We start from the raw sequence: 17,657 nt of genomic DNA, 5'->3' as shown, positions 1-17,657 counted from the left end.
CTGTTAAATGGTTTAAATTTTATTGATAAGGTTTCCTTGGCTGTCGAAAACTTCAATGGTTGCAAGTTTCATTTGACTGTCAATTTCATGGGTTGCACATGATAGGCATGGGTCGTATGCTCTTATTACCATCTCCATCAGGTTGAAAACACTGTCATCCACTTCCACACCTGGTTTTATGTAGTCACGAGCAACTTTCTGAATACCCATTTCCATGGAAGGGTTGTTCTGGATTGTTGCAACTACTATGTTTGCTTTACTTACAAGTCCATCTTCGTCAGTAGCATAGTGGTGAGTTAATGTTCCCCTTGGTGCTTCTACAATTCCTACACCTTCACCAGCGGTCTTTTCCAGTGAATCTTGCCATTTCTGACCAGATAAATCCTGTTCTAAGGTGTCAGCAGCACATTCTGCACATGCTAAAAGTTCTATAAGTCTTGCCCAGTGGTAGAGTAATGGTTCATGTGCGTAACCAAATTTGTTTTTAAATTCGTTGAGGTAGTCCTGTGCTTTACTTGCAGCAGCTGGCATTTTGTCAACTACATTTAACCTTGAAAGTGGAGAGACCCTGTAAATACCATCAGGGTAACCTAATTCCTTAATATAAGGGAACTTCAGGTAAGAATATGGTTTGGTTTTTTCTGCAATGTAGTCAAGGTAGTCGCCAGGTGCAAATTCTGCATAGTGGTTACCCTGAACATCTTTCATTCTAACATTTCCGTCGTATACATCCCATACCCCGTCTTTTACAAGACCAGTGTGATATGTTTCAACGTAACCCAGTTCTTTTACAAGATCCAGGTTTTCTTCAAAGATTGGAATTGCTGCTTGAAGTGTAGCTTCTGCTAATTCAATGTTCCTTTGTGCTTTTGCAAGAAGGTCTTTTTGAGTCTCATCATCAAGTTCTGTGGATATTCCACCAGGTAAGTTTGATATTGGGTGAATTGGCCTTCCACCAATGGCTTTTACTACTGAAAGAGCGTTTTTTCTGAGTTCTATTGCCTGTAAAGCTAATTCTGGGGCGTCTTTAATGATCTGGAAGACGTTTCTTGTTTTTCTGTCTTTGCCAGCTATAAAGTCAGGTGCAGCCAGGAAATAGAAGTGAAGTGCGTGGGAGTGCATGTATGAACCCCAGTTCATTAATTCTCTCATCTTGTAAGCTGCAGGGAGAACATCTTCTTGAGCAAAGCCAAAAATACCGTCAACAGCTTTTGTAGCTGCAAGGTGGTGCTGTACATCACAGATACCACATATTCTTGGTACTATTCTTGGCACGTCTTCAATTTGTCTTCCCTGTAGGAATTTTTCAAATCCACGGAATTCCATAACGTGAAGTTTTGTATCTTCCACGTTTCCAGCGTCGTCAAGTTGAACGGTGATTTTAGCATGACCTTCAATTCTTGTTACAGGTTCAAGTGTTAATTTAACCATTTATTTTCCCTCCATTTTCCTTACTTTCATAGGTACTAATGAAGCAGGAAGTGTGAATGTGTAGAAAGTACCTACCACATCGTCTAATTGTTCTGCAACTTTTTCTGGGTCAACGGTTTTATCTTCTTCTACACCGTAGTCAGATCCAATTGCACTTATCATCTTAGCACCCTGGTCTTCTACCCTGGTAGTTGGTCCGTAGCAACCTCTGCAGGGAACAGCGACACTTGGACATTCTGCTCCACAAAGTGAAATTGTTGCAGGTCCCATGCATACCAGTCCCTGAGTTATCAGGCATACGTCTTCTTCTGGTTTACCTAATTCAAACTGTCTTTTAATTTCGTCCATTGCCATTCCTTCTGGCGGCTTTTCTCTTGGACAAACTTCACACAGGTTTGTGTTTGGTATTTCAACAGGTTTACCTGTAAGCAAAGCCATGATTGCCTCTGCAGTAACATCAGATCTTGGCGGGCATCCAGGGATATTTAAATCCACATCTATAACTTCACCAAGTGGCCTTACTCTGCTTTCAAATACTGGTACTTCTTCAGATGGAAGCACATTTTCCGGGTTTATGTTACTTGGACAGACTAAATAAGCTTCATTTAAAAGTTCTTCATTAGTAAATAAGTTTCCAAGTCCAGGGATTCCACCGTAAACAGCACATGTACCATATGCTATAACGATATCTGCTTTTTCTCTGATTTTGTGTGCCATTTCAAGGTTTTCATCGTTTCTGATTCCACCTTCAACGATAGCAACGTTTACTTCTGGAATTTCATCGTATTTAACATCCATCAAAACTGGGCTGTGTTCAAATTCTGCAAGTTCCATTACATCAATAATTGCTTCGTGTATATCTGCAATGGATAAGTGACAGCCAGAACATCCTGAAAGCCATGATGTTAATATTTTAACCTTTTCTCCTTCTGCCATTTTTATGCCTCCGCCCCTACTTCCTGTAATTGTGCCTTAAGCGGTGATGGTCCCAGATTTTTAATGCGATTAACCATCATTTTAACTGTTTCTGCGAATTTTTCCCCTTCTGATGCTGAGATCCAGTCGTGGTACACTCTTTCTTTTCCAATTCCAAGATCTTCCACCAGTTTGTAAATTAATCTCATTCTTCTGTCTAATTTGTAGTTTCCTGCGTCGTAGTGGCAGTCTCCGTGGTGGCAACCAGTTACAAGTACACCGTCTGCACCTTCTTTGAATGCTTTTAGAACAAATTGTGGTTCTATACGTCCTGAACACATTACTCGTATTACACGTATGTTCGGAGGATATTGCATCCTTGCAGTACCTGCAGTGTCTGCTCCACCGTAGGAGCACCAGTTACAACAAAACATAACGATTTTTATATCATCCTCAGCCATAGAGTTTCCTCCTTACGTTTTCTATGTATAAGATTGTACTAATCTTTGTGTATTATGTACACTAATAATATAAAATCAATTAATATAAATGTTATTTATAAAACTAATTCGAAAAATTTATATATAATGACATGAATGTCTGTATCTTGCCTTAAATAGCTAAAGTTATCAGATTAATTTTCCACTTTAAAATTTATCTGTTTATATACTATGAATCTAAAACTACATATGCAAATTAATAGAATTTTTTTACATGTGCTTATCATTTTATGTGAATACTTGAATATAAAGACAATTTAAAGGCTGTTACTGGATTTTTCCAGTAAAATTAACAATTGTTAACTTGAATACAACGTTATATATATCCTCAATAAATTATAAAAAGATTACTTTAGTAAATAAAAAATAAAACTTATATTAATATAAAAAACGGTGGTGGTAAAACTGCTACTTGAAATAACTGATTTAGCTGTTGAAGTTAACGGAAAAGAGATTTTAAGTGACATAGATTTGTATATCGACAAAGGAGAAACTCATGTTCTTTTAGGGCCAAATGGTTCTGGTAAAAGTACTTTATTCATGAGCATACTTGGATTTCCAAAGTACAGTATAACCAGAGGGGAAATTATCTTTAAAGGAAATAACATAACCAACTTATCTACTACAGAACGTGTAAAAATGGGGGTAGGTGTGAGTTTTCAAAATCCTCCAGCCATAAGAGGAGTGAAACTCAATGATCTCCTTAAAATCGAACACGGTGAAACTGGTGAAGAATTAAGCCCAGAAATGAGGAAGCTTGCAACTAAACTCAAACTTGATGAAAGATTCCTGGAAAGAGATGTTAATCTGGGATTTTCAGGCGGAGAAGTGAAGCGGTCTGAAATTTTACAGCTTCTTGCTCAACAACCAGACTTTATCATGTTTGATGAGCCTGATTCTGGAGTGGATATAGAAAATGTAGAGTTAATAGCTGAAGAAATTAATGTATTGCTTGATAAGGACAAGAAACCAGGTATGAGAGAAAAATCTGGTCTTCTTATAACTCACCTGGGCTATATTCTAAATTTCGTAAATGCAGATATCGCTCATGTGCTTATGGATGGTAAAATAGCCTGTTCAGGAAACCCGGCTGAAATTTTAGAAGACATTAGAAAAGAAGGATTTAAAGGATGTGTTGAATGTTGCAGAGTGCATTAGAACGTGCTAAAAAAGCTCAAGAAAAAAAGGCCCTTTATGGAAAAGATATAGATCTGGAAAAATTCATAAGAGAAGAAGCAGGGGAACATGAAAGAGTAGATAGAGCCAGTGAAGTTCCTAAAAAGGTTCAAGAAACTTTACTTAAAGTAGGAGTTGATCCAACTGAAAAGGAACGGGCAGGTACATTTATCCAGGTAGACCAGAGCGGCGTCTGTGCCACATGTCCTTCTGAAAATGTTGAAATAATGGGGATGAACATAGCGCTTGAAAAATATGGGTGGATTAAAGATTACATGTGGAAAGCTGTAGGGCCTGACACTGATAAATATACCGCACAAACTGCTATAAGAGAAGCAGAAGAAGGTAGCAGCGGTTATTTCATAAGATCATTACCAGGTTCCAGAGAGGTTTTTCCATTACAGGCATGCATGTTTATTGGCGATGAAAAAGTAATGCAAACTGCCCATAATATCATCATTGCAGAGGAAAATTCAGAACTTCACATTATTACTGGCTGTGCAACAGGCGAAGACGTAAGCTCCGCACTTCATGTCGGAGTATCCGAATTTTACCTTAAAAAAGGAGCTAAAATCACATTTACAATGGTACACAACTGGGCAGAGCAGGTAGATGTGCGCCCAAGAACAGGTATTATGGTTGGAGATGATTCCACTTATATCAGCAATTATATACTCACAAGTCCTGTTAGGAGCATTCAATCATATCCAACTGCATATTGCTCTGGTAAAAACTCAAAAGTATTGTTTCAATCTATTTTAGGCGGGCAAAAAGATTCAATAATGGATATTGGATCCCGTGTTATTTTAGAAGGGGAAGGTTCCAGCTGCGAGATGATTTCAAGAGTAGTTTCTAAGGATAGTTCTCAAATTTACTCCCGCGGGCATTTAGCTGGCAGAATGCATGATACAAAAGGGCATTTAGAATGCCATGGACTTGTTTTATCTGATGATTCCATGATATATGCAGTTCCAGAACTTGAAGGTAGTGCTACAGAGCTTGAACTGTCTCACGAGGCTGCTGTAGGTAAGATAGCTGAAGAAGAAGTGTTGTATCTAATGTCAAGAGGCCTTACAGAAGATGAAGCCACTTCCATGATTGTAAGAGGATTTTTAAGCATGGATATCACTGGATTACCTTCAGAGCTTGCTGAAGAGACAAAAAGAATGCTGGACATGAGTCTAAAAGGCATGTAATCGTTTATTCATGGATATCTATTGGGTATCCGCTTACTATTTTCTCTATTAAATTTAAACATTATTAGCGCTGTTTAAACATTATTTTCATTTATTTTTTTGCATTATTTAATTTTAGAAAGATTGAGCATTAAATAATCTTTTAAAATTCAAAAAAGCTTAGATATAAAAAAGAAGAGGGTTTAAAAAATTAAAACCCTGATTTATTTTGACACTGGTTCGTTTAAAGCAGCTTCAATTTGAGCCATGATCTGGTTTGTTTTGAAGTGGCTCTGGTCCATTGCTCCAGATGGACATGCTGCAACACATGTTCCACATCCGTGACATAAAGCTATGTTAACAACTGCATGTCCCTCTTCTCTGGACACGGCACCGTATGGACATAGTTCAATACAAACTGCACATTCACCACAGACATCTTCATCTATAACTGCTACAATTGGCTCAATTTCCACTTCACCTTTAACCATTGGGATAGCTGCTCTTGCTGCAGCACCTGATGCCTGTGCTACAGAGTCAGGAATATCCTTAGGACCTTGAGCTACACCTGCAATATATACACCTTCAGTCAAGGTATCCACAGGCCTTAGTTTGGGGTGAGCTTCCATTAAGAACCCATCTGCACTCTTGGAGAGTCCGATGGTCTGTCTTAGTTCTTCTGCACCTGCGGGTGGCACTAAACCTGCTGCAAGGACGACCATATCGTAGTTGTATTCAGTTACTTTTCCAAGTAAACTGTCTTCGCTTCTGACGGTTAAAGTTTCGTCAGGATTTTCTAAGACCATTCCTGGCCGGCCTCTTATAAACTTAATACCGTATTTTTCCTGGGAGCGCTTGTAGAACTCTTCGAATCCTTTACCGAACGCCCTGATATCCATGTAGTAGATTACAACTTCAGTGTCAGGCTTTTTGTCCTTTATAAGTTGAGCATTTTTCATGGAGTGCATACAGCATACTCTGGAACAGTATTCATTTCCTACTTTCTCGTCCCTTGAGCCTACACATAATATGAAAGCAACACTTTCTGGTTTTTGACCATCTGATGGCTTTAAAACTTTACCTTCTGTTGGGCCTGATGCGTTGATCTGTCTTTCAAGTTCCAGACCGGTGAGAACGTTTGTGTAGTCTCCGTATCCGTATTCGGGTTTTTCTGTTGCATCGAACTGGTCATAGCCTGTTGCAACGATGATTGTACCTACCTCAATTTCAACTTCTTCTGCTTCCTGGTCGTGCTGTACTGCACCTCTTTCACATATCTGGTCACAGAGGTTACATTCTATGCAGTAATCTTTGTCGATTGTAGCAAGTAGTGGTACTGCCTGCGGGAACGGGATGTATGCAGCTTTAACCATTCCAATTCCTTCGTCGAAGTAGTTTGGAATTTCTATTGGACAAACATCTACACAGGATCCGCATCCCACACAGAGTTCTTCGCTTATGTATCTTGCTTTTCTCTCTACGGTTACTTTGAAGTTACCGATGTATCCGTCTACCTTTTTAACTTCAGAGTAAGATAAGAGTTCAATATTATCATGTTTACCTACATCAACCATTTTAGGTGCAAGAATACACATGGAACAGTCAAGAGTTGGGAATGTTTTGTCTAACTGACCCATTCTTCCACTGATAGTAGGCTGTTTTTCTACAAGGTAAGTTTTAAATCCCATGTCCGCCAGGTCAAGTGCAGCTTGAATTCCTGCAACTCCACCACCGATAACAAGTGCACTGTCCTTTACACTAACTTTTTCAGCGGTTAAGGGCTCTAATAATCTTGCTTTTGCAACTGCCATTCTTGTAAGGTCTTTTGCCTTTTCAGTCGCTGCTTCAGGTTCGCTCATGTGTACCCATGAATCGTGTTCCCTTATGTTTGCAAATTCAAATAAAAATGGGTTTAAGCCTGCTTCTCTAACGCATCTTCTGAATGTTGGCTCGTGAAGCCTTGGCGAACATGCTGCTACAACCACTCTGTTTACACCCTTTTCTTTGATGTCCTTTTGAATCAGTTCTTGGCCAGGGTCAGCACAGAAGTATTTGTATTCTTCACTTACAACAACATTAGGGAGTGTTGCTGCATATTCTTTAACTGCATTTATATCCACAACACCTCCGATGTTAATACCGCAGTGGCACACGTATACTCCTATTTTAGGTTCTTCAGTAGTTTCTTGTATATTTTTTTCTTCTGCCATTAGATCACCTTTTCACTTACTGTGATAAATGATTTTTATATAGATGTAGGGTCTATCTATACAATATAAATAAAGTTTTCTATTTATTTTTTTATACAAAGTTTATATATGAGAACATTTTTGGGGCTCTAAATATAAGACTCTTATATACTAACTTTTTATTCATCGAATACCATTTTAATTAATTAAATATTGCAAATTTAGTATGATTAGAATTTTGATTAACATTCTGATTGTGCGTTTATTTTGCAGCATACCTTATTGTTTTCCTTCCTTTTATTTTAATAAGTCCGATTTTATCAAGATCCTTTATAATAATCTCTATAAAATCTGAATCAATGCTGAATTCCACATCAAGATCCTTAAAAGAAAAAATGTCGTTGTTTAACATATCCGTCATATCAAGTATGAATTTTCTGTATTTAACTTTTTTAGATTCTTCAAGGGATGACATAATTTCATCAGCCAATACCGAAACCATCTGGATCTGTTCAAAAACATCCTCAAAAACATCTTCATCAACTACAGGTAACTTAGAAAGGGAATCTATTAAATCTTCCTTCTTGAAAACGAATTCCAGGCCCAGATTTAAAATATAAGATACATAGGTGTTGGATAAAATTTTCATTCTTAAATCGGCAGCATTAAATAAATCTTCCAATCTGGTAACATTCAGGTATACACCATTCATAAAGCAGGAACATGGATCCTCAGAATCTTTATGAAAATAAACACTTTCAAGTATAGGATTTATCAGAAACCCTCTTTTCCATGCTATTTCCAGGAATTTGTCCAGATTATTATCAGGAAGTAAATCACCAGAATCATTAGCATCTTCAGCCCTATCCAGCGTGTCATCAGAATGGAACTCTTCAGATTTTTTCTTTAACATTTCTAAATTCCTGAATTTATCATTGAGATCTATTTCTGCAACAATTTCAAAAAGTTTATCTTCAGCCTCACTGAGATCTTTGTTCTCCAGTTCCCTAAACTTTCCACTTTCAAAAAGCTTTTTTAAAACAGTTAATGCCGTGTACAAATATTCCACAGGATTTTCATCATTTTCATCATGAGATATATCTTCAAACCTTTTTTCAGCATTTTTAAGCGCATCCAATGCCTCGTCATAATTTGAATTCAAAAAATACTTCCTCATAATAATTTCATGATTAATTCTTTTATCAATTTTAGCCTTTCCTAAATAGGAAAGCTCATTTAAAGCCTCTACTGCATCGTCCATTGAATCAAATTCTATTTCAATCATATTAACCACCTGTAAGAAGTTACTATTTGTCGTTTGTTTTGATTTTATTAAAACATTTTGACAAGCTTTTCAAAATCTCTGATTTTCGACGGCTTTTCAAAATCTAACTATATCTTATGATCGGTACTTCCTAAATTATTTTGTAGATATTTAAGTGAGCTTCTTATTTCAAGTTTTTCATCCACTATTGTTTTATAAAAACAGGAGCATCAATGGAATTGTGACCAGACTAATAAGTGTACTTGCAAATATGCAGGCTGCAGTGGTTTTAATGTCCAGATTATAGGTGATTGCCAGGACCAGGCTTAGCATTGCAGAGGGCATTGCAGCCTCTATAATTGTCACCTGTTTTTCAAGGCCGCCCATGCCCAATATAGCCACAATTGATAATGCTATTACTGGAGATAAGATTAATTTAATGAGGGAAACAGAAAATACGGTCTGGATATTTTCTTTTATTCCTCTAAATTCCAGTGATAAGCCCAGTGATATCATTATAAGCGGAATGGCAGCTCCACTTAAGTAATCAAGTGTATTTGAAAATAAAAATCCGATATCGAAATTTATAAGATTTAGAATTACTGCCAGAACCACTGCCCATAATGGGGGGAAAATTAAGGCCCTCCTTAAAATTGTAGTGTATTTCCCGCCGTATATTAAAAGAAGTAAAACTCCAAAAGCTATAAAAAGTATCATGGAGCCCAGATCGTAAAAAACAGCTCTAACAAGGCCTTCTGCACCAAAAACCCCCAGTACTACGGGGTATCCAAGAAATCCTGAATTAAACATTGCAGAAGTTAGCACAATGCTCCAGCGGGTCTTTTGAGGATATTTCCTGATCGTTGCAAAGACATATGCTATTAAACCACTTAAAACTCCTGTAAGTATGCATATAAAAGGTATGGGAGCTATAACTGGAAGAATGGATAGATCTATGTCATAAATTGCCAGAAAAATCAGTGCAGGAAGTGCAATATTTATCACAATTTTATTCAGTGCTATGGCGTGTTCTGCCTTTAAAACATCTGTTTTTTTAAATAAATAGCCTGCTATTATCATTATTATAATTGGAATGATGGTTTCAACTGAATTCATATAATCAGACTTTTGTAATTTAAGAAAAGAAAAAATAAAAAAAATTAAAAAATCGTGAGGATGTTCCAGACATTTTACTGTCTAGACACTTATTTCTGGTTATAAACCTCTATTCAGATTTTTAGGTTGCAGATAGTTACAATAATTTTTTCATGTTCTTTGAGCTATTATCTTTATCAGTCAGTAACTCCTTCAGCCACTATCTTAAAGACAGCTTCACCTTCAGGTAAATGAGGACTGTCTACCAGTCTTGCTATTCTTTTGCCAGCAAGCCCTTTTTTAAGCCATATTCTGTAGGTTGCAGCGTGTCCAAGCACGTGACCTCCAATAGCTTTGGTTGGACTTCCAAAGAATGCATCCGGTCTTGCCTGCACCTGATTTGTAACAAATATTGCTGCATTATAGGTATTTGCAATGTTTTGGAGTGTGTGAAGGTGCTGGTTTAATTTTTGCTGTCTTGTAGCAAGTGATTCCCTTCCAATGTATTCTGCTCTAAAGTGGGCAGTTAATGAATCCACTATGACCAGTCTTATGTTTACTCCACTTTGAATTAATTCGTTTACCTTGTCTGCCATTAAAATCTGGTGACTTGAGTTAAAAGCTCTTGCAATATGTATTTTTTGCAGTACTTCTTCGTAGTCAAGCCCAAATCCAGCAGCAATCTGTTCTATTCTTTCAGGCCTAAAAGTGTTTTCTGTATCAATAAAGACACATTCACCATTAAGACCTCCTTTTTCTTCTGGAAGCTGAACTGTAACTGCAAGTTCGTGTGATATCTGACTTTTCCCTGAACCAAATTCACCAAAAACTTCTGTTATGGCCTGTGTTTCGATTCCTCCACCAATAAGCTCATCAACAGCGCTGCTTCCACATGTTATACGACCCACGTCTTTTCTACGCTCCATAACATCATATGCAGTTTCAAAGTCAATAGATTCAGCTTTTCTTGCAGCTTCAATAACTTTTTCGGCTACTCCTTCACCTATTTCAGCTTTTACGCTGAGTTCTTTAGCTGTTGCGGTTGCAAGTCTCATCATATCTGCAAAACCCGCATCTCTAAGTTTTTGAGCGGTTTTTTCTCCAACACCCTGTAAATCTTCTAATTCGGCCATTTTAATTCTCCTTGTTTAATAAAAATTATGGAATTAAAGCTCTCTATTCACTATTTTCCTGGCAATTAGCCTTATTTCCTCATTGTATTCATCGAAGCTTGCATCTGCAATTAATGTAACTGTACTGCCTACAAGGTCTTCCACCTTTGAAGCAAGGGATCCTTCATCTGCAGTCTTTATAATCACTTCATTTGCCTCTTCTGTAGTCATTCCAATGAGCTCTTCAGCAAGTTTTCTAAAGAACGTTGTTCTGATTGTTCCAGTGTCATCCTCTATTACACACGGAATTATCATTAGATAGTTGGGCTGCTGTATTTCTTCCCCGCAGAAATCACAAACAAATGCCTCATCTACATATTCAACTCTTTTATTACAGTTTGGACACATTTCATAAAGTATTCTGTCCCCATAAGCTTCAGCAATCTTTCCACTTACCTTAATATTTTTATCTTCCTCTTCAATTTCTTCAATTTGCCGTGGTTTGTAAATAGATTCTTCAATTTCTTCAAGTGATGGAATTTGCTTCATACTTTCTTCTTTAGGCTTTATAACTATAGTTGCTCGCCCTACACTGAGCTCAACACTGTCATTACGGAATCTTGGACGTGCATTTTTAATCCAGATTGCATCACCCCTATTTAATCCCATTTCAGCTTTTTCATCCCAGAATGATGCCCTGACTGAGCCAGTATCATCAGCAAGTTCCACTGTTCGAACCATGCCCATGGTTCCATTTGGTCTCTGGAATTCGTTCACGTCATAAAGATTTATTATACGTCCCATTACTCCAACTTCTTCCTTTTCACTCTTTATATCCTGTAAATCTTTGATTTTAAGGGGTTTGTACATTTCATCTTCAAGCTTATCAAGTGAAGGGAGGCTCTGGCCATCATCATTCATTACTATTACTCTAACAGTTTTACCAATGCTTAACTCTACATTATCGTCTCTAAACCTTGTTTTTGCATTTTCTATCTTTACAAGATTTCCCCTGTTTAATTTGAGCTCTGCTTTATCATCCCAGAATGATGCCCTGACAGTCCCGGTGTCGTCAGCTATTTTAACTGATCTTACCAGTCCTGCACTTCCATCAGCTCTTTGAAACTCATTAGCGTCGTAAAGCTCCATGATTCTTCCAATTATGTCTACTTCTTCCCCTTCATCTTCAATTTTGTGCAGATCTTCAATTTTGATTGGTTCAAGTTCTTTTTTATGTTCTTCAAGGATTTGTTTTAAACCAGCGTCTTCTTCAGGATTTATAGTCAGATTACTACTCCATCCTGTGTTTACTCTATAATCTGTCTCTGAATATTCGTCAAACTCGATATTTCCACCTGTAACTTTTAAAATATCTCCTTTGTTAATATTCAGATCTGCGTCATCATTCCAGAGAGTTACTTTTATTGAACCAGTGTCATCAGAAATTACAATGGATTTTACAGCCCCAGCACTTCCATCACGTCGCTGGAATGTTATTTTATCATGTATTTTACTCACAACACCCATTAAAGTGACGTTTTTCATTTCATGAGCGTCCCCTATTTTTATCATATTCTCTTCATGTTCTGGAACATCAAATTCACCTTTTATTATTCTACCAATCCATGAATGGGTCAGGCTAACTTCTTCGTTTCTAACACGGCTTTGAGCACCTAATATTTTTACAGAATCCCCTTCTTTAAGTCCTATTTCATCAAGGATTTCAATATCTCTGTTCCATAGAGTAAAAGATATTGAACCTGTATTGTCTTTTAAATCGAGGGTAATGAATTTCCCTTCTCTACCGTTGCTGTTATATGTTCTTATTCTTGATATCCTTACCACTCTGGCAACTATATTAACCTGCATTTCCCCTTTAACATCAGATACTGGTGTTATTTTCTCCTCATAGGCAGGATATTTATCATCACTCTCATCGTCGATCTTTTTTATGCTGGATCTGTTCTGCATATGGGCTTCCTGAGCTCTGTATCCGTCCTTTATTTCTACATCGTTTATTTTTACAATATCTCCTTCTGAAATCTTTTTGAGGTGTTTAATGTTATCTGTCCATAAAACAACGCGGATTTCTCCACTGTTATCTGCAATCATGAGATTTGCTACTTTACCTTCTTTTCCTTTCTTTGTTATAAATGCCTTGGTGTTAGAAACATGCATTACTCTTCCAGCTATGCTTATGTCGTGTAAACCGGTTTCAAGTTCAGATATTTTACGTAATTCATTATCCTTGGTAACAGGAACATTTTTTTCGTCTATATACTCCCCTACTATCATTCTGGCAATATCCAGCTCGTCCATGAAGCTCACGTCTTCATAATCCTTTTTCATCTCTTCTATTCTTTTTAAGAAATCATCATATGAAATTTTATCGCTGATCCGCTGGTATTCACTTTTTATATCATTTTCCATGTTGATGCCTCACTTAAACCGACACATTTAAATTATTAGAAAATTAACAAGTGTCATAATATATATGTAGTAGTATTCACGCTCCAGTATATATGCTTAACTGCTTAAAAATGCCAGTTTTTTTAGGTTTATCAGGCCTATTTTTGCATTTAAACTGATTTTATCATTTAAATAAATTGTTAAGCTTTTAATTGAAAGTATAAGGAGGATTATAGATGTCAATGACAATGGCAGAGAAAATACTTGCAAAAGCTTCTGGAAAAAAGGAAGTTGAGGCCGGTGAGATAGTTATGACTAACATAGATGTTGCAATGACCCATGATCTTACTGGTCCGCTATCTGTAGAGTCTTTTAGAAAAATAGGAGTTCCAGAGGTCTGGGATCCAGAGAAAATTGTAATAGTTTTTGACCATCAGGTGCCTGCAGATTCTCTTGATGCGGCCGAAAATCACGCTATAATGCGTAAATTTGTTAGAGATCAGGGAATAAGCAATTTTTATGATGTTAGAGAAGGAGTATGCCATCAGGTACTTCCAGAAAAAGGTCATATAGTTCCTGGAGAAGTTGTAGTTGGAACAGACTCACATACATGCACTCATGGTGCATTAGGAGCATTTTCAACAGGTATAGGGTCAACAGACATGTCAATGGTATTTGCTACAGGAAAACTCTGGTTTAAAACCCCTGAAACCATAAAATTCAATATAGAAGGTACTCTTCAAGATAATGTTTATGCAAAAGATGTTATTCTTAATATTATTGGTCAAACAGGTGCTGATGGTGCAACATACAAAGCTTGCCAATTTGGAGGGGAAACTGTAACTGAAATGTCAGTATCTGACAGAATGGTACTTTGTAACATGGCTATAGAGATGGGAGGTAAAACAGGGCTTGTAGAACCGGATCAAAAAACTCTTAATTACGTTAATGCACGATCAAACAAGTCATTTGAAGTAATTAAAGGAGATGCGGATGCTGCATCTCTTGAAATAATGGACATTGATGTAAGCGATCTTGAACCTCAAATTGCATGTCCTCACAACGTGGACAATGTAAAAGATATATCTGATGTTGCAGGAACACCTATTGATCAGGTATTTCTTGGATCATGTACAAATGGTAGAATTGAAGATCTAAGAGACGCAGCAAGGATTCTTAAGGGAAATAAAGTTTCAGACAACATAAGAATGCTTGTAATACCTGCATCACGTGAAGTTTACAGGGATGCACTCAATGAAGGTTTAATGAATATATTTGTAGATGCAGGAGCTCTTGTATGTAATCCTTGCTGTGGTCCATGTCTTGGAGGTCATGTAGGTCTTATAGGGCCTGGTGAAGTAAGTCTTTCTACTTCAAACAGAAACTTTAAAGGTAGACAGGGTAGTTCAGAAGCAGAAGTTTACTTAAGCTCAGCTGCAGTTGCAGCCAGCTCTGCAATCACAGGAAAAATCGAGGATCCCAGAGATATTAAGTAAGTGGTGATACCATGAAAGGAAAAGTATGGAAATTTGGCGATGATATTGATACAGATCTGATAATTCCTGGAAGATACCTTGTGCTTAAGGATGAAAAAGACCTGGCAGCATGTGCAATGGAAGGATGTGACCCTGAATTTGCAAAAAATGTTGAACCTGGCGATATTATAGTGGGAGGTCGTAATTTCGGCTGTGGTTCATCAAGAGAACACGCTCCAATTGCTATTAAAGGTGCAGGCATTTCTGCAGTGGTTGCAGAGTCATTTGCAAGAATATTTTACAGAAACTCAATCAATATAGGTCTTCCACTTATAGAAATAAAAGGTATATCCAAACACGTCTCCCAGGGAGATGAAATTGAAATTAAGATGGAAAAAGGCATTTTAAAGAACTTAACCACAGGTAAAGAATTCAAAATTAAAGGATTACCTGAATTCATGGTAGACATACTGAATGAAGGTGGACTAATCCCTTATTTAAAGAAACATATTGACGAAATAAAACAGAAATAAGTTAATACAAAATAATAGGTAATAATAGGTGTTTTTATGTACAAGATAGCTGTAATACCCGGGGACGGAATTGGAAAAGAAGTAATGGAAGCAGCATTACATATATTGGAAGCTTTAGACGTTGAATTTGACTATACATTTGCAGAGGCAGGGGATGAATACGAAGCAGTATCTGGAATCGCTCTACCTCAAGAAACAATTGACATAGTTAAAAATTCGCAGGCATGCCTCTTTGGGGCTGCAGGAGAATCTGCAGCAGATGTAATTGTTAAATTAAGGCAAGAATTAGACCTTTATGTCAATTTACGTCCTGTTAAATCATATCCGGGTACAAAAAGTCTCTATGATGATCTGGATTTTGTTGTAGTTCGGGAAAATACAGAAGGGCTTTACATTGGTATTGAAGAGGAAACAGAGGAGGGTGCAACGGCTTTAAACGTTGTTACAAGGAAAGCAAGTGAAAGAATTTGTAGATTTGCGTTTGAATATGCAAAAAAAACAGGTAGAAGCAAGGTTACTGCAGTTCACAAGGCTAATGTGCTTAAAAAAGCTGATGGATTATTTAAAGAAACATTCTATAAAGTGGCTGAAGATTTTAAGGACATTGAAACTGACGACCGTTATGTGGACGCTACAGCAATGTTTTTTATCACAAATCCGTACATGTTTGATGTTATTGTCACCACCAACCTTTTTGGAGATATACTCTCTGATGAAGGTGCCGGACTTGTTGGAGGGTTAGGATTAATACCTTCAGCCAATATTGGAGAAACACATGGTTTATTTGAACCAGTGCATGGATCGGCACCAAGACATGCAGGTAAAGGAACTGCAAATCCCTCTGCCATGATATTATCTGCAGTATTAATGCTTGACTACCTTGAAGAGTATGATGCTGCCCGCACTGTTGAAAATGCCTTAATAGAAGTATTAAGCGAAAGTAAAGTTGTAACTCGGGATCTTGGTGGAACTGCGTCCACAATGGAAATGGCAAGAGAAGTTAGAAGCAAAATAGAAAATAAATAAGTATTCTTAAAGCAGATCGGATGGAAAGGTAATATCAGGAGGATTTAATCCATGGTAAATATCAATATAAGGGCAGAAATTCCATTACTTGAGGAACTGATCTATCTGGATGCTGCAAGTACCACCCCAACTCCTGAACCGGTAGTAAGAGCCATGTGTGATTACTATCATCATTTCAATGCCAATACTGGAAGGGGAGCGTATAAAACAGCAGTTAAAGCAACGACAAAATTTGAAAATGCCAGGGAAAATATTGCAAAATTCATCAATGCAGCTAACAATGAAGTGATATTTACAAAAAACACCACCGAAGCCATAAATATTGTTGCAAACGGCCTGAACTTTAAAAAGGAAGATTCTATAATTGTTCCAAATATAGAACACCACTCCAACTTTTTGCCATGGCTTAACTTAAAGAAAAAAGGAATTAATTTAAAAGTTATAAAAGCCGATAAATACGGGGTTATTGATGCTGCAGATATTGAAAATGCAGTTGATAATACAACAAAGCTCATTACAACCACCCATATTTCTAACTCCATCGGGTCATGCCAGCCGATATATGAAATAGGTGCCATTGCAGAAGAAAATGATGTACTCTACTTAATTGATGCTGCTCAATCTGCAGGACATATGAAATTCAATGTTAAGGAAACTAAAGCTGATTTTGTGTCTTTTCCGGGTCATAAAGGACTTTTAGGCCCTGTGGGAACAGGATTTTTGTACTGTAGGGATGAGATTGCAGAAATGCTTAAACCAATGAACTTGGGGGGTGGAACTGTATCTAAAGTTTCAGAAGAAGATTTCACTCTTGAATCCCATCCTGCAAAATTTGAAGGAGGTACTCAAAATATAGCTGGCGTAATAGGTCTTGGAGCCGCTGTAAAATATGTGAATGAAATAGGAATTGAAAATATTGAAAAACACAGCGTGAAACTTACAAAGTACATGTACGATGAAATCAACAACATAGATAACATAATATGTTATGGTGATCCTGAAAATATTCATGGAATACTTTCTTTTAATATAGAGGGTATGAATTCTCATGATGTTGCTAAAATACTGGATGAACTAAAAAACATATGCGTTAGAAGTGGTTATCACTGTGCCATTCCTTCAATAAAACATATAGGTGCAGATTCTCTTGATGGGACAGTCAGAGCATCAGTTCACTATTACAATACCCGGGAAGAAATAGATACACTCGTAGAAACACTGAAAGAAATATCTAAGTTTGCGGGAGGTTGAGAAAAATCATAAATTTTTCTCAATCACAAAAATCAAAGATTTTTGGAGGTTGAAAAATGGAAAGACCACAACTTATAGCACTGTTTATAATATTTATAATGATTTT

The 17,657-nt window shown here is 37.1% G+C and carries 14 protein-coding genes; 6 read left to right on the top strand and 8 right to left on the bottom strand.

Features of this window, described 5'->3' with window-relative positions; genetic code table 11:
* Nucleotides 1-12 precede the first annotated feature (12 nt).
* Genes mvhA through PQ963_03180 form a run of 3 tightly spaced genes read right to left on the bottom strand, consistent with a single transcriptional unit; the run spans nucleotide 13 to nucleotide 2,807 of the window.
* Nucleotides 13-1,431, bottom strand: coding sequence for a F420-non-reducing hydrogenase subunit MvhA (gene mvhA, locus PQ963_03190; protein ID MEN4028673.1), 1,419 nt, complete (start codon nucleotides 1,429-1,431; stop codon nucleotides 13-15).
* Complete coding sequence (locus tag PQ963_03185; GenBank protein ID MEN4028672.1) at nucleotides 1,432-2,367, bottom strand: F420-nonreducing hydrogenase; 936 nt, start codon at nucleotides 2,365-2,367, stop codon at nucleotides 1,432-1,434.
* 2 nt (nucleotides 2,368-2,369) lie between these two features.
* Nucleotides 2,370-2,807 carry a hydrogenase iron-sulfur subunit gene (locus PQ963_03180; protein ID MEN4028671.1) on the bottom strand — a complete coding sequence of 146 codons (438 nt, stop codon included), beginning with the start codon at nucleotides 2,805-2,807 and terminating at the stop codon, nucleotides 2,370-2,372.
* 444 nt (nucleotides 2,808-3,251) lie between these two features.
* Here PQ963_03180 and sufC point away from each other — a divergent pair, with 444 nt between their 5' ends.
* Both sufC and PQ963_03170 read left to right on the top strand, forming a co-directional pair.
* On the top strand, nucleotides 3,252-4,004 hold the full coding sequence (gene sufC / locus PQ963_03175) for a Fe-S cluster assembly ATPase SufC (GenBank protein ID MEN4028670.1): 753 nt from the start codon (nucleotides 3,252-3,254) through the stop codon (nucleotides 4,002-4,004).
* Nucleotides 3,986-5,218 carry a SufD family Fe-S cluster assembly protein gene (locus PQ963_03170; GenBank protein MEN4028669.1) on the top strand — a complete coding sequence of 411 codons (1,233 nt, stop codon included), beginning with the start codon at nucleotides 3,986-3,988 and terminating at the stop codon, nucleotides 5,216-5,218. The genes sufC and PQ963_03170 overlap by 19 nt, the downstream gene beginning before the upstream one ends.
* A 203-nt stretch (nucleotides 5,219-5,421) precedes the next feature.
* Here the strand turns inward: PQ963_03170 and PQ963_03165 are convergent, their stop codons facing one another.
* The 5 genes from PQ963_03165 to PQ963_03145 form a co-directional block, all read right to left on the bottom strand.
* Nucleotides 5,422-7,407 carry a CoB--CoM heterodisulfide reductase iron-sulfur subunit A family protein gene (locus PQ963_03165; protein MEN4028668.1) on the bottom strand — a complete coding sequence of 662 codons (1,986 nt, stop codon included), beginning with the start codon at nucleotides 7,405-7,407 and terminating at the stop codon, nucleotides 5,422-5,424.
* Nucleotides 7,408-7,648: 241 nt separating this feature from the next.
* Complete coding sequence (locus tag PQ963_03160; protein MEN4028667.1) at nucleotides 7,649-8,671, bottom strand: hypothetical protein; 1,023 nt, start codon at nucleotides 8,669-8,671, stop codon at nucleotides 7,649-7,651.
* Between the two features lie 192 nt (nucleotides 8,672-8,863).
* Entirely contained in the window at nucleotides 8,864-9,766 is a 903-nt protein-coding gene (locus PQ963_03155; GenBank protein MEN4028666.1) for an AEC family transporter, read from the bottom strand.
* A 176-nt stretch (nucleotides 9,767-9,942) separates the two neighbouring features.
* Entirely contained in the window at nucleotides 9,943-10,878 is a 936-nt protein-coding gene (gene radA, locus PQ963_03150) for a DNA repair and recombination protein RadA (protein ID MEN4028665.1), read from the bottom strand.
* 33 nt (nucleotides 10,879-10,911) lie between these two features.
* Nucleotides 10,912-13,287 carry an OB-fold nucleic acid binding domain-containing protein gene (locus tag PQ963_03145; protein ID MEN4028664.1) on the bottom strand — a complete coding sequence of 792 codons (2,376 nt, stop codon included), beginning with the start codon at nucleotides 13,285-13,287 and terminating at the stop codon, nucleotides 10,912-10,914.
* A 215-nt stretch (nucleotides 13,288-13,502) separates the two neighbouring features.
* Here PQ963_03145 and hacA point away from each other — a divergent pair, with 215 nt between their 5' ends.
* The 4 genes from hacA to PQ963_03125 are packed head-to-tail and all read left to right on the top strand — an operon-like array spanning nucleotide 13,503 to nucleotide 17,551.
* Nucleotides 13,503-14,762: a homoaconitase large subunit gene (gene hacA / locus PQ963_03140; protein ID MEN4028663.1), complete on the top strand. Its 1,260-nt coding sequence runs from the start codon at nucleotides 13,503-13,505 to the stop codon at nucleotides 14,760-14,762.
* An 11-nt stretch (nucleotides 14,763-14,773) separates the two neighbouring features.
* Nucleotides 14,774-15,274: a 3-isopropylmalate dehydratase small subunit gene (locus PQ963_03135; GenBank protein ID MEN4028662.1), complete on the top strand. Its 501-nt coding sequence runs from the start codon at nucleotides 14,774-14,776 to the stop codon at nucleotides 15,272-15,274.
* Between the two features lie 36 nt (nucleotides 15,275-15,310).
* Entirely contained in the window at nucleotides 15,311-16,300 is a 990-nt protein-coding gene (locus PQ963_03130; GenBank protein ID MEN4028661.1) for an isocitrate/isopropylmalate family dehydrogenase, read from the top strand.
* 51 nt (nucleotides 16,301-16,351) lie between these two features.
* Complete coding sequence (locus PQ963_03125; protein MEN4028660.1) at nucleotides 16,352-17,551, top strand: cysteine desulfurase; 1,200 nt, start codon at nucleotides 16,352-16,354, stop codon at nucleotides 17,549-17,551.
* The last annotated feature ends 106 nt before the right edge of the window (nucleotides 17,552-17,657 follow it).

The organism is Methanobacterium sp. (assembly GCA_039666455.1).
Classification (GTDB): Archaea; Methanobacteriota; Methanobacteria; order Methanobacteriales; family Methanobacteriaceae; genus Methanobacterium_D.
Note: the sequence above shows the minus strand (reverse complement) of the source record. Positions and strands in the feature narration are given on the sequence as shown.

What these genes read in the sequence shown, in the direction of transcription:
- mvhA (MEN4028673.1), bottom strand. Translation starts at nt 1,431, where the DNA reads ATGGTTAAATTAACACTTGAACCTGTAACAAGAATTGAAGGTCATGCT.
- PQ963_03185 (MEN4028672.1), bottom strand. Translation starts at nt 2,367, where the DNA reads ATGGCAGAAGGAGAAAAGGTTAAAATATTAACATCATGGCTTTCAGGA.
- PQ963_03180 (MEN4028671.1), bottom strand. Translation starts at nt 2,807, where the DNA reads ATGGCTGAGGATGATATAAAAATCGTTATGTTTTGTTGTAACTGGTGC.
- PQ963_03170 (MEN4028669.1), top strand. Translation starts at nt 3,986, where the DNA reads ATGTTGCAGAGTGCATTAGAACGTGCTAAAAAAGCTCAAGAAAAAAAG.
- PQ963_03165 (MEN4028668.1), bottom strand. Translation starts at nt 7,407, where the DNA reads ATGGCAGAAGAAAAAAATATACAAGAAACTACTGAAGAACCTAAAATA.
- PQ963_03160 (MEN4028667.1), bottom strand. Translation starts at nt 8,671, where the DNA reads ATGATTGAAATAGAATTTGATTCAATGGACGATGCAGTAGAGGCTTTA.
- PQ963_03155 (MEN4028666.1), bottom strand. Translation starts at nt 9,766, where the DNA reads ATGAATTCAGTTGAAACCATCATTCCAATTATAATAATGATAATAGCA.
- radA (MEN4028665.1), bottom strand. Translation starts at nt 10,878, where the DNA reads ATGGCCGAATTAGAAGATTTACAGGGTGTTGGAGAAAAAACCGCTCAA.
- PQ963_03145 (MEN4028664.1), bottom strand. Translation starts at nt 13,287, where the DNA reads ATGGAAAATGATATAAAAAGTGAATACCAGCGGATCAGCGATAAAATT.
- hacA (MEN4028663.1), top strand. Translation starts at nt 13,503, where the DNA reads ATGTCAATGACAATGGCAGAGAAAATACTTGCAAAAGCTTCTGGAAAA.
- PQ963_03135 (MEN4028662.1), top strand. Translation starts at nt 14,774, where the DNA reads ATGAAAGGAAAAGTATGGAAATTTGGCGATGATATTGATACAGATCTG.
- PQ963_03130 (MEN4028661.1), top strand. Translation starts at nt 15,311, where the DNA reads ATGTACAAGATAGCTGTAATACCCGGGGACGGAATTGGAAAAGAAGTA.
- PQ963_03125 (MEN4028660.1), top strand. Translation starts at nt 16,352, where the DNA reads ATGGTAAATATCAATATAAGGGCAGAAATTCCATTACTTGAGGAACTG.